At 47.4% G+C, this 15,010-nt stretch carries 13 protein-coding genes and 1 pseudogene; 11 read left to right on the top strand and 3 right to left on the bottom strand.

Going from position 1 to position 15,010, the window contains the following annotated elements:
- The 3 genes and pseudogenes from QUA90_RS05735 to QUA90_RS05725 all read left to right on the top strand — a co-directional run.
- A pseudogene (locus QUA90_RS05735) lies at positions 1 to 154 on the top strand (IS4 family transposase); the annotation flags it as partial.
- A gap of 259 nt (positions 155 to 413) precedes the next feature.
- Positions 414 to 887: a hypothetical protein gene (locus QUA90_RS05730; RefSeq protein WP_333332203.1), complete on the top strand. Its 474-nt coding sequence runs from the start codon at positions 414 to 416 to the stop codon at positions 885 to 887.
- On the top strand, positions 884 to 1,555 hold the full coding sequence (locus QUA90_RS05725) for a hypothetical protein (protein ID WP_333444298.1): 672 nt from the start codon (positions 884 to 886) through the stop codon (positions 1,553 to 1,555). The genes QUA90_RS05730 and QUA90_RS05725 overlap by 4 nt, the downstream gene beginning before the upstream one ends.
- 76 nt (positions 1,556 to 1,631) lie before the next feature.
- On the opposite strand, the gene QUA90_RS05720 is transcribed toward QUA90_RS05725, so the two are convergent.
- Positions 1,632 to 2,315, bottom strand: coding sequence for a DUF1345 domain-containing protein (locus tag QUA90_RS05720; RefSeq protein ID WP_333444296.1), 684 nt, complete (start codon positions 2,313 to 2,315; stop codon positions 1,632 to 1,634).
- Positions 2,316 to 2,508: 193 nt separating this feature from the next.
- On the opposite strand from QUA90_RS05720, the gene QUA90_RS05715 reads away from it, so the two are divergent.
- The 7 genes from QUA90_RS05715 (at position 2,509) to QUA90_RS05685 (ending at position 12,065) form a co-directional block, all read left to right on the top strand.
- Complete coding sequence (locus tag QUA90_RS05715) at positions 2,509 to 2,763, top strand: hypothetical protein (protein WP_333332197.1); 255 nt, start codon at positions 2,509 to 2,511, stop codon at positions 2,761 to 2,763.
- 82 nt (positions 2,764 to 2,845) lie between these two features.
- Positions 2,846 to 3,925 (top strand): Hpt domain-containing protein, encoded by a 1,080-nt coding sequence (locus QUA90_RS05710; protein ID WP_333444294.1) that lies wholly within the window; start codon positions 2,846 to 2,848, stop codon positions 3,923 to 3,925.
- Between the two features lie 174 nt (positions 3,926 to 4,099).
- The gene (locus tag QUA90_RS05705; protein WP_333332191.1) at positions 4,100 to 4,564 is read left to right on the top strand and encodes a Fur family transcriptional regulator; all 465 of its coding nucleotides are present in this window, start codon (positions 4,100 to 4,102) and stop codon (positions 4,562 to 4,564) included.
- 734 nt (positions 4,565 to 5,298) lie between these two features.
- Positions 5,299 to 7,497, top strand: a complete 2,199-nt coding sequence (locus QUA90_RS05700) for a hypothetical protein (RefSeq protein ID WP_333332188.1) — start codon at positions 5,299 to 5,301, stop codon at positions 7,495 to 7,497.
- A gap of 47 nt (positions 7,498 to 7,544) precedes the next feature.
- The gene (locus QUA90_RS05695) at positions 7,545 to 9,521 is read left to right on the top strand and encodes a DUF3685 domain-containing protein (protein ID WP_333444291.1); all 1,977 of its coding nucleotides are present in this window, start codon (positions 7,545 to 7,547) and stop codon (positions 9,519 to 9,521) included.
- A 251-nt stretch (positions 9,522 to 9,772) separates the two neighbouring features.
- On the top strand, positions 9,773 to 10,258 hold the full coding sequence (locus QUA90_RS05690) for a CRR6 family NdhI maturation factor (RefSeq protein WP_333444289.1): 486 nt from the start codon (positions 9,773 to 9,775) through the stop codon (positions 10,256 to 10,258).
- A 274-nt stretch (positions 10,259 to 10,532) separates the two neighbouring features.
- Positions 10,533 to 12,065, top strand: a complete 1,533-nt coding sequence (locus QUA90_RS05685) for an NAD(P)/FAD-dependent oxidoreductase (protein WP_333444287.1) — start codon at positions 10,533 to 10,535, stop codon at positions 12,063 to 12,065.
- Positions 12,066 to 12,280: 215 nt separating this feature from the next.
- On the opposite strand, the gene QUA90_RS05680 is transcribed toward QUA90_RS05685, so the two are convergent.
- Positions 12,281 to 12,439: a hypothetical protein gene (locus tag QUA90_RS05680; RefSeq protein ID WP_333444285.1), complete on the bottom strand. Its 159-nt coding sequence runs from the start codon at positions 12,437 to 12,439 to the stop codon at positions 12,281 to 12,283.
- A 61-nt stretch (positions 12,440 to 12,500) separates the two neighbouring features.
- On the opposite strand from QUA90_RS05680, the gene QUA90_RS05675 reads away from it, so the two are divergent.
- Positions 12,501 to 13,715: an FAD-dependent oxidoreductase gene (locus tag QUA90_RS05675; RefSeq protein ID WP_333332172.1), complete on the top strand. Its 1,215-nt coding sequence runs from the start codon at positions 12,501 to 12,503 to the stop codon at positions 13,713 to 13,715.
- Positions 13,716 to 13,861: 146 nt separating this feature from the next.
- Here QUA90_RS05675 and QUA90_RS05670 read toward each other — a convergent pair whose 3' ends face one another.
- On the bottom strand, positions 13,862 to 14,734 hold the full coding sequence (locus QUA90_RS05670; protein ID WP_333444283.1) for a pentapeptide repeat-containing protein: 873 nt from the start codon (positions 14,732 to 14,734) through the stop codon (positions 13,862 to 13,864).
- Positions 14,735 to 15,010 lie beyond the last annotated feature (276 nt).

Raw genomic sequence — 15,010 nt, 5'->3', positions numbered from 1 at the left:
GCCCGAAAACCAAGATTTAGGTATTGTTAAATCTCAACGAAAGCCCAATGTTAAGTTAATTGTTGCACCTTTCCCTGCTCGACAGCGAGGCCTGGAGCAATTTTTCTTTGACACATCTTCTCAAATCCCCTTGACAACTGCCATACAGGCTTAACTTGTTACCAATGGGGGATGGAGGGCGATCGAATGCGAGTGGGAGAATCAGCATGAAAATTTCTGTCTCATCAACTGGGTAGCTCAATTGATTATCCGTGTTTTGACATTCTCATCAACTGGGTAGCTCAATTGATTATCCGTGTCTTGACATTTGAATGCGGTAATTTGAATCCCCTCAAGTTATAATTTTGTTAGGCTTTGCCTAGGACAATTGTTAATTTACTGCATAACAAATAAATTCGCTGCGATATAATGCCATGATAAAAACATTCCAAGATCCAGATATTATTGTGACCAGTCAAGATGGCGAATATCTAATGCTTGTTGAGGTAAAAAAAATCAAACACATCAGTATCGCTAAAAGTGCTATTGAACAGCTTAAACATACTATGGCATCTATTGGTTGTTCAGTTGGACTTGTCGTAGCTGGTGAGCGTGTGATTCTCCTCCGGGACTCCTTAGAAAAGTATAATGGTGAGTCAATTTATGTAGTTGGTGAAGCGCAACTTCCAGATTCTTTGCTACCACCTGCAGATGAGCAATGGAAGGGAAACCCTGCGAGTGAGTTTGAATCGCGAGTTCAGCGATGGCTTGAGAAACTGAAGCTGACTGCCAGTATGGACAACTTGCCAAATGACTTAAGAAACCTACTTGGCGAACAAATAATCAGCCTTCTCCGAATTGGCGAAGTGAGGGCTGCTGGCCCTAGATGGAGTAAGAGTGTAAAGTGAAACCCAAAGCAGTTTTAGTGGAAACAAATTGGGTAGTGGATGTTATTGCTCCAGCACACTTGCAAAGTCCACAGGCTATTCAGTTGCTCCAACGTGCTCAGGCTGGTGAGTTTAAGTTATATGTGCCTGCAATATGCCTTACAGAAGCACGTGAAACCGTACCTCGAAGGTTTTCCCCACGCTCTCGCTCTGATGATTTACGCAAATTTGTGAGATGGGCAACAGATGAAGGTCGAGTGACCGCTGAGGATGCGGATGCAGCACGTCGGGTATTTGCTCTATTTGATGGATTAGTGGCAAATGAACTGACGAAAGTTTCAGAACGATTGAATGACTTAGCGAACCATCCTAGTCTCAACGTCTTTCCGCTTTCAGAGCCAATGCTGGAGCGCCAAATATCTATCGGTGCAATGGATGATCTCTCCCTTAAACCCTATGACTTAGCTGTTTTGCCTGCTGTGATAGTTAAATCTGAAGAATTACAGGCAGAGGGGCATCCCTGGGTTGGTTTCTGTGAGCTAGACTCCGATCTTCAACCGTGGAACAAATCCGGTGCCCGGAAACGTGTTCTTAGCGATCTCTACGATGATGTCCGAATATTCGTGTACGCAAACTTCCTACTAGAAGATGTAAGTGAGCTTCCCCATAGTTGGACTACTTCAATTTAGCAATTACTACCTAACTATTATTAGGATGAAAGTTTCCGCATCATACTCGAAATAATACCGCTTCTACTGAATCCTATCAACTCAATCCCGCAATAATATTGACGCTCATAGCGAGAATCGCGGTGTTAAAAAAGAACGATAGCACACTGTGAAAAAGCACGAGGTACCTCGTGGAACGAGAAGTGATCAGCACGTCTGCAACTTGGCAAGTCATGCCAATACCAAAGGAGAAATATAAAAAATCTTTGTAATCTGGTTCCTCGTCTCCCGGAAAATCCAAACCCCCCGCCTGCAAGTAGCTGCCGTGCTGCTTGCTGCGGTTTTTGTAGTAGCTGCGGGCATAGTGCATCGTGAAGATAGTGTGCACCTGCATCCAAGAGCCAACAATTGTAAGAACAGAAAGCCCCAAGTGCAGAAATAGCAAATTCGGCGACAGGCCTTTGGTATCGCGCAGCAGAAAGAAAATGGCTAACAAGCTAGCAAAAGCGGCTGCCACGATCGTACTTAAGATTGTTAAGCGGCCAGCGTCCAACTGCTGAGCGTGGTGGCGCATCATTTCGGGAGTGCCTTGCAGCATCAGCATCCAAGTCAAAATCAGAAAACTGACCGCGCCCGCGTTCCAAATGCACAGCGTCCGAGTCAGGGGGAGATAGTCAGGTGGCAGCAACACAGCAACTGCCATAGCAAAGAGAAAAGACACAAACACGCGGTGCCGGACGCTCCAGACCCAGTGCATTTTAGATTGGGAAACATTTTTCACAATAATCTACTGTAATTTAGGCACAGTCAGGGTTAGAAAATCTCAACTACTGCCATCTTCGCAGGAACTCCCAAAAAATAGGTATGAATTGGTAACACCCAGCACAGGCAGGATTTTTCATGCCTTTCGATAGATCGATCGACCTCAACCTTCTAGGTACAGTGGGAGAAAATATAAATTGTGGCTTGAAATTATGGCATCCTCCCAACCGCTCAAAGGCATTGAATTGATCGACTGCGCCAAAGCTAACGCCCAACAAGGAATCGCCACAGCCGCGAAGCTTTGTGGCTACGGAGGCGACCTCAACACCTTCGAGCGGGAACTGAAAAAGGCTTGCCAAGACATCGGCGTCGAAGTCAAGGAATTGAGCGATTTGATTACGGATCAGCAGATGATGAAACAAGGAATGGGTATTGAAGTCGCTCCAGATACTCCCTCAGAACTCTAGGCTCAATCTCCACCGCACCAGTTTTAGAGCTAAGATTGCCCTGACACCAGTATTTTGAGTCTGCTAGCTGAGGCAGGCTAGAATGTTTTGCATGGGAGCTTCCGACTTTTGGCAGGAGTCGCGTTTTCTCCCGCGAAGAGGGTGCTTTCTGGAGGGTGCACAGATTGTTAGGAGGACTGTCGTGTCAGATCAGCAAGACCGAATTATGCGTTTGTTTATAGAGGAGGCTAAGGAGCACCTCGATACTCTAGAAAATGGTTTAGTGGATTTAAAGTCCACGATGAAAGACCCCGAAAGCGTCCAAGAGATGTTTCGAGCCGCCCATTCCGTGAAAGGAGGGGCGGCTATGCTGGGCTTAGATAGTATTAAAACAACCGCTCACCGCTTGGAAGATTGTTTTAAGGTGCTCAAGGACGGGCCCGTCAAGCAGGTTGACCAAACGGCAGAATCCCTCTTTTTAAAGGGAGTTGATACGCTTAAGGACTTGCTGGGGCGACTGGAGGGGCCTTTCGGCTTGAGGAATGAGGAGGGAGAAAAACTCGTGCAGCAGGTGATGCCTGTTTTTGCTCAACTCGAAACTCACCTCAATAAATTGGCGTCGGGCAAAGTGCAGGCTGCTGCTGGGTCTAGTACCCGCGCCGCTCCAACAGCGGGCGCTGTGCCGGCGAATTTTGCTGTTGAAGTGATGACTTTACTCAAAGAAATGTTGCAGGTCTTCAAGCAGAAAGAATCGGCTGCTAGTCGCTCTGAGTTGACGGATGTGTGCGTTCGCCTCTATAAGTTGGGAGGTAAAATAGAGACTTGGCAAAATTTAGTAAAAACAGCTAGAGCAGCGATCGTTAATCCCAAAAACTCTTATAAAGTCTTAGCTCCGTTGATTATCAAAGAACTCAAGGAAGCTGGCGATTTAGTACAAGTGGGGAAAGTCAAGACGATCGTTCCGAGTAAAAATTTGCTACTTTTGGCAGCAAGCCCAAAACCAGCAGCCCCAGCAGCCCCAGCAGCCCCAGCAGCCCCAGCAGCCCCAGCAGCAGCCTCGAAGCAAGTAGCTCTTCCAGCCGAACCGAAGGCGGTAGTCAAGCTTTTGCTCAAAACTTTCAACAAAAAGCAACTCTCGGAAATCGCCAAGTTACTGGTTAACGCCATCAAATCCTCGAACTAGGATGTGTGGCAGTAGAAGATAGAGTTGAGCAGCAACTCGAAAAAATTCACTCAGTCGAGATTTTTGCCCTCTACCTTCTACTGTTGGGCAAGCCTGCGTTAGAATTAGTGGATATGTAGGCGTGCAATGTTGTACCAGAATTAAAAATCGAGCAGGCTTTATAAGGCGGTAGCTGTGAAACCAATTCGTTCATTAGAAGATGCTTTAAACCGCTGTCAGGCGATGGGAATGCGCTTGAGCCGCCAGCGTCGATTTATTCTAGAACTTTTGTGGGAGGCAAAAGAACACCTCTCCGCTCGCGAAATTTACGATCGCCTCAACAAACAAGCGCATTCGATTGGTCATACTTCTGTCTATCAAAATCTAGAAGCTTTGTCGAGAGAAGGGATTATTGAGTGCATAGAACGCTCGGAGGGACGCTTGTACGGCAACGTCAGCGACTCTCACTCTCACGTCAATTGTCTTGATACGGCTCAGATTCTAGACGTTCATGTGGAATTGCCGATCGAATTGATCGAACAAATCCAACAGCAAACTGGTGTCAGAATTGTAGACTACCGGATAGATTTCTACGGATATCGATCTGCCGAGTCCGCCACGGAAGCATCGAGTGTCAGCGATACGCCAAAGGCTTCGTAACGGATAAAGCAGCGGCTGTTGGAAGCAAAACTGATATTTGTACTGGGTCGATAGGTGGTATAAAATGATTTAAGTATTTAGCTGGGTTCGATCGGTTTTTTTGCCGTCGCCAGCCGGAATTTGGCACAGTCGAAAAAAAATGAAAACAGAAAAATGAAACTCGATCGACAAGTTTGGCGATCGGGAATAAAATTTACGACTAAACCAAAAAAGTCATTTCTACCCGCTACACGTAAAAGTGTAGACCAAATCCGGCTGTAGTACCCCTTTATTTTAAATCGGCTTGGAGTAGACGAAAGCTAGTGTAATTGCGGTTTCAACCGCTGAGTCTGATCAGGTAATTTCTGACCCGGATTTAATATTAGACCTTAGTTTAATCGCTCCCCCAATTCATCTGTAGAGTCAAATCTAAAATCTAAAATCTAAAATCTAAAATCTAAAATTGATCGACTGACGGGGCTTTATACTGTTTTTTCTGCCAAACAGCCCCGGAATCTGTCAATAACTGTTTGATAACTGGTATGATTTACGTGCTTCGAGAGCCTAAAATACTCGGAAGCAACCAGTGGGGCTGGACACGAACCTCACTATAAAACGCCGTAGAGGGAAAGATGGCCAGTACCTTGAAGGAAGTTCTCGATCTCCTTAACCGGAGTCAGAAGCCGACATCACAATCTATGATTTGATGGGGGAGTGTCACGTGAAGAGTGCGCATTACAGGACAGGCTGAAGTAATGGCGAGACGACAATCTGACCAATTCCACACACCACCGCAATACAACCCATCCCTCAAACCGACGGCACAGTTCAGTGCAGAGGCGACAGGCGATGCGAGTTCCTCAGTAACGGCGCTGCCGACCGAGGGGAAAAGAACTTTTTGGCAGTGGCAGCTAATCTGGCTGAGTCTCCTGGTGGGATTTGGAGTAACCGGTGCCGCTGCATTTCTGTGGTTACTGACGATGCCGCCGCCGCCCAATTGCCAGCAACTGTCGCCGTTGGCGGCGGACGGAGAGCGACTTTACTGCGCTCAGCAAGCCGCTAAGTCGGGCAAGCTAGAACAGCTAGAATCGGCAATGGCACTGGTGCAGGCTTGGCCGAAAGAACATCCGCTATACTCGCAAGGTCAACATTTGATAGGGGAATGGTCGAAAGCCATTCTGGGATTTGCCAGGGCAAAAATTGAGAGGGGCGATTTGAAAGGCGCTCTGGAGATTGTGGCGAAAATTCCGAAAACCAGTCCGTCTTACCCAGAGGTACAGGAGGCTGTGACTGCTTGGGAAAAAAATTGGCAGGAGGGCCAAAAACTCTACGATACAGCCCTAGCAGCTTTAAAAAGTGAGGATTTAAGGAAGGCTTGGGATTATGCTCAAGCTTTGTTCAAGCTGGAAAATGTTTTCTGGAGTCAAAAGCGGTACAACGAGCTGATCCAGCAGATTTCTTTGGAAAGAAACGGCTGGCAGCGCTTGGAAGAGGCTAGAGATTTGGCGAAGGACGGAACTCCGCAAAAGTTCGCTGAGGCGATCGTCCTGGCTCGCAAAATAGACTCGCAGCTTTTTGCCCGCGCTAAAGCTGAGAAGGAAATTGAGGGCTGGAGCCGGACTTTGCTGGCAATGGCTACTAAGCGGTTGGGGGCGAAAGACCTGCCGGGGGCGATCGAGGCTGCTTCTGTTGTGCCACAGGATTCGCTACTATTTGCGGAAGCTCAAGATTTGATGCAGTTGGGTAGAGCTCAGGCAGTGACGTGGAATCAGTCGATATCAACTCCGCTGCCACAACACATTTTTAGCTTGCTCGAAGGGCAGGGGGCTGCTAGCCAAATAGCTCCGGGTCGCCCTCTGTACAAGCAAGCTCAAGTTCAAATTGAAAATTTGCAGGTGCAGTTTCAAGATTTGCTGCGGCTGCAAGTGGCTAGTACGATCGCTAGTGTCGGTCAGATAGGAACGTTTGGACTCGCGATCGAGCAAGCGCAAACCATCGGACTTAAGCAGCCACGGCGCGTTCACGCTCAAACTTTGGTGGCTGCTTGGCGTCGGGAAATTCAGCGGATCGAAGACCAATCTTTTCTGACTTTGGCGAAGCAGTTGGCAGAACCGCAAACGGTTGAAGGACTCAAGGGCGGCATGGCTCAGCTACTCCTGATATCTCAAAACCGCCCCCGCAGGATAGAAGCGCAAACTCTCTTGGCTCAGTGGACGAAACGCATAGAAGTTATTCAAGATCAGCCTTTTTTGGATGAAGCGATCGCCCTGGCGAAGCAAGGAAAACTTAGTGCTGCTATTGAAAAAGCTTCGCAAATTAAGAGCGGTAGGACTTTGTACGCCAAAGCTCAGGATAATGTCTATCAGTGGGTGAGCGAACTGCAAGTTGCTCAAGACAGACCGATTCTCGATCGAGCTGCGGAATTGGCATCTCAAGGCAGTCTAGGAGCGGCGATCGATACGGCTTCCCAAATCGGTTACGGTAGGGCGCTGTATTCAGAGGCTGCAGGTGCGATCGGGCGCTGGAGTGCTGAACTCAGAGCCAACAGTGCGCCGCCGCCGGAACCCGCTCGCGAGTACGCGCCGGAACCCGCTCGCGAGTATGCGCCAGCTCCGCGACAGGAGGAGTACGCGCCAGCTCCGCGACAGGAGGAGTACGCGCCAGAACCAGAGCCTTACTATCCGCCTGCGAGAGAAGAGGCCCCGGCTCCGGAACCTTACTATCCGCCTGCTAGGGAGCCGGAACCTTACTATCCGCCTGCTAGAGAGCCGGAACCGGAACCTTACTATCCGCCCGCGCCAGAGCCGGAACCTTACTATCCGCCCGCGAGAGAAGAGGCCCCGGCTCCGGCTCCGGCTCCGGAACCTGCTCCTCCGGCTCCGGCTCCGGAACCCGCGCCGCCCTCGATTCCTGAATCGGCTGGGCCTCCTGATGCTAATTTGCTCCCGGAGTAATTGGGTTTTCGCACGATCGCTCTCTAAAATCTCAAATCTAAAATCAAGTGAGTAATTTCCAAGTGCTGACGATCGAGGGCGACCCCATTTTCCGGCTGGGGCTGCGAGTTGCTTGCGAGCAGTATCCAGACTTGCAAGTTGTTGCAGAGATTTCAACCGCAACCGAGGCTTTGCGGGTTCTCGAAGCTCGCTCGATCGACTCGGTAGCAGCCAAGAAGCCCGCAGATTTGGTAATTTTGGCTGTTGAGACCCTAAATTTGCGATCGGGTCAAATAGAGGCGGTGGCATTTTGTCGCGAACTCAAAACTTTGTACCCCAACCTGCCCCTGTTGCTGCTAGGCGGGCCGCTGACACCGGAGCTGTTGGCCCAGGTACAGGCGGCGGGTGCGAATGGCTATTGCCCTAAAGGTACAGATATTTCCTTGACAATCGAAGCTATTCGCGCTGTGGCATCTGGTCTCACTTATTGGGCGACGGATACGGCAGCTAACTCGGAAATAGAACTAAATGCAGCGGTGGTTAAAACAGTAGAAAACTACGCAGCAATTGCAGATAAAAATGCAGATAATTCGACAATTGATACGCCAGTACACAAAAAAATGCTGGCTTATTTTTATCGTTCTGGACTACGGGAAATAGATGCAACTTTGGCGGTGGTCCAAGCTGATTTGCAAGAGTTCAGAGCCGCAGCTCCCACAGATTTGCCCTCTATTGTAGATGGGGTTGTACTCAGCGGGCGCCGCAGAGAATTGCTCGCAGCTCGTTGGATTGTCAGTCAGTTATTATTTGAAGAAAAAGGGGAGAAGGAAGAAGGAAGAAGGAAGAAGGAAGAAGGAAGAAGGAAGAAGGAAGAAGGAAGAAGGAAGAAGGAAGAAGGAAGAGGGGAGAAGGCAGAGGCAGAAGGAAGACGGGAGAATTTGTTGAATAATTCTCAATCGCAATTAACGAATTCCCAAGTTTCGGCTGAATCTTTGGTGGTTGCAACTAATTGGCAAGGTAGCTTGTTTGACTCGGCGGCAGCTAAATTGCAGTTTGATTTGGTGAATTTGACTGGCTTGCCTTTGGAAATCGATATTTTGCGATCGCCCAAAAAGCGTGAATTGATGAGTTCCATTCTGCGGAAGTTAAAGGATTTGCTGGAAGAATTGCGCTTTTCGCAAGTGCAGCAAACTCAATTGTCGCAAAAAATGCCTGCTATTTTACGGGATTTATGGCAGGCGACAATCATAGATTATTTTGGCAGATACTATACACTGCAAACGGAAGAAAATCTGGTTTTTGATGGCAGTCAAGCCAGCTTAAAACTGGAAGAAAGCCAAGGGGGAAGTGCTGCTTATCTATTGGCAGGCAGCGGCGTAGAAGTTGTGCCGATGCTGCTGGCAGATGCTGATGTAGTTGCAGCAGAAATCCTTGATAAAATACCGATGACAGTTGATTTTTTTGCACATTTGCTATTTGAAATTCCTCTAACTGTTGACAATATTTCTTGTGTTGCTGGCAGCCCGGCAGCAATGCAGCGAGCTGAAGCTTTGTTGGAAAATTTGGCAATTCAAGTTGCTAGCGGAGTGGTACAGCCTCTACTAAATAATTTGGCAAATATTGAAGAAATTAAGCAAATTTTTTACGATGGTAAGTTGATTTCGACGCGAGAAATTGAGCGGTTTCGGAATGAGTTGTCGTGGAGATATAGCTGGGATAGATATTTTGTGGAACCGAAAGCTATTTTTGAAAGCAGGTTTTGGCTGTTTGTTTTGGGCGATTCTGGAATTAAGAAAATTTCTATTTATGCTCCAAGAAATCTGGAGTTAGCACAGTTGTCTGGGTGGCAGTTAGCCTTGACTTTGGTGCTGGAAACCAGGGATGCGATCGCACCTAGAGTTCGCGCGGTTATTTCGCTGTTGGGTGCTGGGGTTGTTTACGTTTTGACTCAGGTTATAGGGCGGGGAATTGGTTTGATCGGGCGGGGAATTATCCAGGGGATTGGTAATTCTTTGCAAGATAGCAAGTTTGGGAAAAATGGATAACTGGGAATTGGGCATTAGGAATGGGGGATCGGGCATTGCTAATTGATAATATTGATAATTGGGCATTGGTAGTGATATTATAGGTAGGATAGATATGAGATGTGACACCATTCTCAATAACCTGTAGGGGCGGGTTTTTCCAACAATATTTGGTTGAGATCGATAGTCTCATAAACCCGCCCCTGCCCAACGGTAAATCGCGGTCGATAGACCGGATTGGATATAACTTACTGCTATAGGGTTGACTTTTTATGAGTATTATGATACCGATAGATGCCGATCGCATAAACAGTTTAGATTTGTCTCCGGTGCGGAGTGTGATTGAAAAGTGGCTGACCGAAGGAGCGATCGCCCAAAACGAACAACAGCTACAATTTGAAATTGAGTATCCCCGCGAAGAGTTAGATCCGCGAGAAATTTCGGAAATTCCCGAAGTGCGGCTGTGGTTTATTCGCTTAGATGCTTGTTATCCTTGGCTGCCATTTTTGCTGGATTGGAAAGCAGGAGAATTGGCGCGCTATGCCGCGATGTTGGTGCCGCACCAGTTCCACCGCACCCAAGGTATTCAGTACAATCCTGAAGCTTTGGAAATGTTTTTGATGAACAAAATTTTTGTGTTGACTGATTGGTTTAATCAGCAGGGAATTCCCAGTAAATCGAAGTTGATGGCGATGTCGCAGATGTTTGGTTATGATTTGGAGGATGCTTTTTTTGATGTGATCGTGCCGCACCAATAAGCGATCGCACCAATAAGCTGTAAGTAAGCCCACCTAAATTGTATTTTTTGGGCGGGCGGGACGCCCAACCCCTACTCCCCACAAAAATTCGCTCAAACTTGACTGTAAAATTTAGATGCTTCACACTATTGTGGGATGGGCTTCTCGCCCAAAAAGGCATAACATTGCGTACCCCACAAATAGCGTGGTAAGCCCTCTTCACAATTTTCTCAGAATTGAGAGTTACTTTAAATAAACAACGATCGCCCGATTCAATCGATCGAGGAAATTTACCATGAAAACAGATTACCTCATCGTCGGCAGTGGTTTATCAGCACTGGTTTTCGGAGCTTTGATGGCAAACTCCGGCAAAACCGTACACATCCTCGAAGCTCACGAACATCCCGGAGGCTTTGGTCACACCTTTACGATGGCCAACAAATACACGTTTAATGCCCAATTCCATTACGTTTGGGACTGCGGCGAAGGACATACAGTCAATCGAGTTCTCAAAAAACTCGGTCTCGATCGAGATGTCACCTTTGAACGGTACGATCCGAATGGCTACGACCACATGAGAATGCCTGGGTATGCGCTCGATATTCCCTCGGAACCAGAGGAACTGATCCGGCGATTGTCGGCGCTGTTTCCCGAAGCGAGCGAGAGAATTCGCCAATTCGTCAACGAAGTCGAGAAAACCGGCGAGGGACTCAGAAAACTCGCTCCTCCCGTCAAACCAATCGAATTGCTCAAAAATTTCGGTGACGTATTCTGTGCTGTCCAACACCTCAACAGTACACTTCAGGACGTTTTCGACAAGTTCCAACTCCCGCAAGCCGCCCAAACCTTATTAGCCCTGCAATGGCCGGACTTTTTGCTGCCTCCAAATCAGCTTTCTTTCTATGCTTGGATTGCCTTGTTTAGAGGCTATCAAGAAGGCGCATTTTACCCGACGCAGCATTTTGAAGATGTCATCAATTCTTTAGTTAAAGTCATTGAATCGAACGGGGGGAAAGTTCGACTAAACCATGAAGTCACGAATTTTAGGGTGACAAACAGAACAGTAACTGGTGTTGAAGCGATGGATTTGACCACCCATCAAACCCATGAATTCACGGGCGACACGGTGATTTGCAACCTTGACCCGAAAAGAGCAGCCAAAATGATTGGAGAGGAACTGTTCTCTAAAAAAGTGCGGCGGAAACTCAACTATGAGTATTCTGCATCTAACTACATGGTGTACTGCGTTGTCAAAGATATAGATCTCCGAGACTATGGATTTGGCAAGTGGAATACGTTTCATACGGAACACATGGATCTGAATGAAGCCTTTGCTCAAATGTATGAGCAAAATGATTTTTCTCGTCCGAGCTTTGCAATTACAACGCCAACTTTACTGACGGAAGCGCGGCGGGATTGTCCAGAAGATTGTCAAATTGTCGAATTTCTGACTGTTGCTAATTACAGCTATTTTAAACAGCTTTGGGAGACGGATCGCAAAGCTTACAGACAGAAGAAACAAGAAATTCTGGATTCGATTTTAGATGTTGTGGAAAAACACTATGTTCCGAATTTCCGCAAACACATGGTCTTTCATGTTACCGGAAGTCCAACGACTAACGAGCGCTTCTGCTGGTGTCCTAACGGTAATTCCTACGGTTCCACCCTGACGCCGCGCAACATGGGAGTCGATCGACTAAATCATGAAACATCCCTCAACAATTTCTATTTCTGCAACGCCTCTTCGGGCTATCCAGGCTTTGCACCGACATTTTGGACGGGGGCGCTGCTTTATCAACGTTTATCCGGCGATGCGATTTTAGGCTAAGGAAAATTAGCAATTGGTTATTTTCCTGTTTCTCTCATTCCTTGGCAAAGCCAAGGAATGAATTTCACTCTTGCTCTGCCTACTCTTAAAAATCTCTCGTTTCTGCTCTCATTATCTCGTTCATTGGCTCTGCCAAGGAATGAATTTCTGGAGGCTCTGTCTCCTCTTAAAAATGACGAGGCATAGCAAGACTGAAATGCGTTTCCAGGTTCTACCTAGAAACGATAATTTCTTCCTTCTTCCTTCTTCCCGACATCCGTTACATCCGTTACATCCGTTACATAATCCGTTGCCGAACTTCCTTCTTCCCGACATCCGTTACATCCGTTACATCCGTTACATAATCCGTTGCCGAACTTCCTTCTTCCTGACATCCGTTACATCCGTCGAGCGAATCCGTTGCCGAACTTCCTTCTATCAATCTAGGAGTGAACTATGAGAATTGCAATTGTTGGGGGCGGAGCCAGTGGTATGGCAGCAGCCTACTGGCTCGATAAACAGGGGCATCACGTCACTGTGTGGGAAAGTCAGCCAATTTTAGGCGGACACATTCGGACGCTGAACAAAAATGTTGTACCCAATCAATCTGAGTGCAATGAAATATTAGAAAATGGGGTGCTAGAATTTCCCACTGTATTTTACAATTTCGTGGCTTTTATGCAGGAGCTAGGGGTTGAATTAGAGCCAGTGCAGATTGGTTCCGCGCTGTTTTTTAAAGATGGCACCCACTTTTTGTCTGCGGTATCTATCCGAAAGAATTTCACCGGAATCCAACGACTGATCGAGTATTTGCGACTTGATAGTCTCTACGCTCGTTCGGCTGGATTTATTTTAAAAATGCGGTTTGCTAAACAGCACGATTTCTACGATGTACCGCTTTCGGAGTCTTTGAAAAGCTCGTGCATCCGCAATTATTGGCTGAAGTTGCTGACGATGTACAGCTACTCGATACCGTTTGAATTGCTCGACAATTTCCCGGCAGAATTAGCGATGCCTGTTTTGCGCGAATATGCCTCGGTCAACTGGGTGAGGATTAAAGGCGGGGTGTATTCTTACATTGAAAAGATTTTGGAGCGATTTAAGGGCGATATACGGCTAAATGTGGAGATTGCCAATATTTTTAGAAGCGCGGATGCTGTAAAAATCTTGCTTTCTGATGGGGAAATCCAGGAATTTGATAAGGTGGTTTTTGCGATGCCACCCGATCAAGTTATGAGGCTGTTGTCTGATCCGACGGAGGCGGAAACGAAGCGGTTTTCGGCGTGGAAAGCCAATTATGCAACCACTGTACTGCATTCGGATACATCGATGTACGATCGCTACGGCATCCGTAAGTTATCAGAATTTGATTTTTTCGAGACGGAGAAGGGATGGGGATATAATGCGAGCTTGAATCAGCTTTGCGGCATCTCCTCGCCACGAGAGTACAGTTTAGCTTTTCAACTGGAGGAGTCGATCGCCCAAAAGCACATTATTCACATTCAGAAACATCATACGCCGCTGTACACTGTGGAGTCTTTTCGATATCGAGATGAAGTTATCGAGACTAATGGCGAGAACCACACTTATCATGCGGGAGCTTATTTGGGGGATGGTTTGCACGAAGGAGCCATTACCTCTGCTTTGCGAGTCGCGAAATTAATCGGGTGAACTCAATTGTGATGCTACAAACTCTCGCAAATATCAGTAAATTTCTTGCCGGTGCAACACTCTCACAAAAGTAATGATGTCTGCATCAAAAGTTAAACCCATGCGAGAGTCGTCCACTCGGATGCGAAATTAATTTTTGACCTTGCCTAAGCTGCGACACCACGTGCTGCAGTTAAGTAGACATCATTGCTCATAGATGGGGGCATGGTTGATCCGGCTAACTGAGTACCCTCAAAGTTGGCTCCCGTGAACGTTGCCCCGCTCAAGTCGGCTTCGCTCAAGTCTGCATAGCACAGCCTAGCCCAATCGAGGTTTGCCTGCACCAAAGAAACTCCCACCAGATTTGCCCGGGTTAAATCTGCTCCCATCAACTTGACGCCCCGCAACTGAGCCCCGCTGAGATTGGCAGCTAACAAGTTCGAGCCTTCCAGGTTTACCCCGTTTAGTTTGGCTTCGCTCAGGTTGACGCCATTAAGATCCGTCCTGCTCAGGTCGATGCCATTGATGTAAGCTTTCCTGAGATAGATGCCTGTTAGTTGAGCGCCAAAAAGCTTTGCACCGCTGAGTTTTGCCCCTCCGCAGTTGGCCCAGTTGAGGTTAGCTCCCGTGAGGTTAGCGCCCCGCAGATTGATGAATTGCAGGTCGGCTGTACACAAATTGGCGTTCCAGAGGATGGCGCTCCGCAGGTTGCTACCGATGAGTTGGGCGCCACTCAACTTTGCCCTGGGCAGTTTTGCTTTGACGAGGAAAGCTCCGCTGAGATTGGCTTTTGTAAGCTCTGCGTCTGCTAGTCTGGCTTGGCCCATTTTGGCAAAACTCAGATTTGCCCTGTAAAGGTTTGCGTCATTGAGTTCTGCTTTGGTGAGATGCGCCCGACTCAGGTTAGCTCCCGACAGGTTAGCCCTCGAAAGGTTGACGCCGACCAACATAGCTCCGCTGAGGTTTGCTCCGCTGAGGTTTGCCTCAGCAAAGTCTCTCTTTCCATTTTCGTACTCTTTGAGCAGCTCGGTTACTTCCATACTGGTCACATTCCTAATAGCCGAAATTTATTTAGAAATAAACACTCTTTATAAGTATTTTATCTCAAATGGAGCGGACGCGATCGCACTTTCAAGAAAGCTGAGAATCAACTTTATATTTATACATATACTTTGTGCTTTTTCCATAGTCCCGACCGTTTTGCACTCATAGTCTGAAACCCTTGATTTATCGTGAGTCTCTAGTCTACTTCGGCAACCGTGGCGATCGTACTGAGATCCGTGAAACCGTTATTCTCAGTAGGTAAGCCATCAAAC

Origin of the sequence: Microcoleus sp. D3_18_C4 (assembly GCF_036702355.1) — a bacterium.
Classification (GTDB): Bacteria; Cyanobacteriota; Cyanobacteriia; order Cyanobacteriales; family Microcoleaceae; genus Microcoleus.
Note: the sequence above shows the minus strand (reverse complement) of the source record. Positions and strands in the feature narration are given on the sequence as shown.

Coding starts and splice junctions, on each gene's coding strand:
- QUA90_RS05730 (WP_333332203.1), top strand. CDS start 414: ATGATAAAAACATTCCAAGATCCAGATATTATTGTGACCAGTCAAGAT.
- QUA90_RS05715 (WP_333332197.1), top strand. CDS start 2,509: ATGGCATCCTCCCAACCGCTCAAAGGCATTGAATTGATCGACTGCGCC.
- QUA90_RS05710 (WP_333444294.1), top strand. CDS start 2,846: ATGTTTTGCATGGGAGCTTCCGACTTTTGGCAGGAGTCGCGTTTTCTC.
- QUA90_RS05700 (WP_333332188.1), top strand. CDS start 5,299: ATGGCGAGACGACAATCTGACCAATTCCACACACCACCGCAATACAAC.
- QUA90_RS05690 (WP_333444289.1), top strand. CDS start 9,773: ATGAGTATTATGATACCGATAGATGCCGATCGCATAAACAGTTTAGAT.
- QUA90_RS05685 (WP_333444287.1), top strand. CDS start 10,533: ATGAAAACAGATTACCTCATCGTCGGCAGTGGTTTATCAGCACTGGTT.
- QUA90_RS05680 (WP_333444285.1), bottom strand. CDS start 12,439: ATGTCAGGAAGAAGGAAGTTCGGCAACGGATTATGTAACGGATGTAAC.
- QUA90_RS05675 (WP_333332172.1), top strand. CDS start 12,501: ATGAGAATTGCAATTGTTGGGGGCGGAGCCAGTGGTATGGCAGCAGCC.
- QUA90_RS05670 (WP_333444283.1), bottom strand. CDS start 14,734: ATGGAAGTAACCGAGCTGCTCAAAGAGTACGAAAATGGAAAGAGAGAC.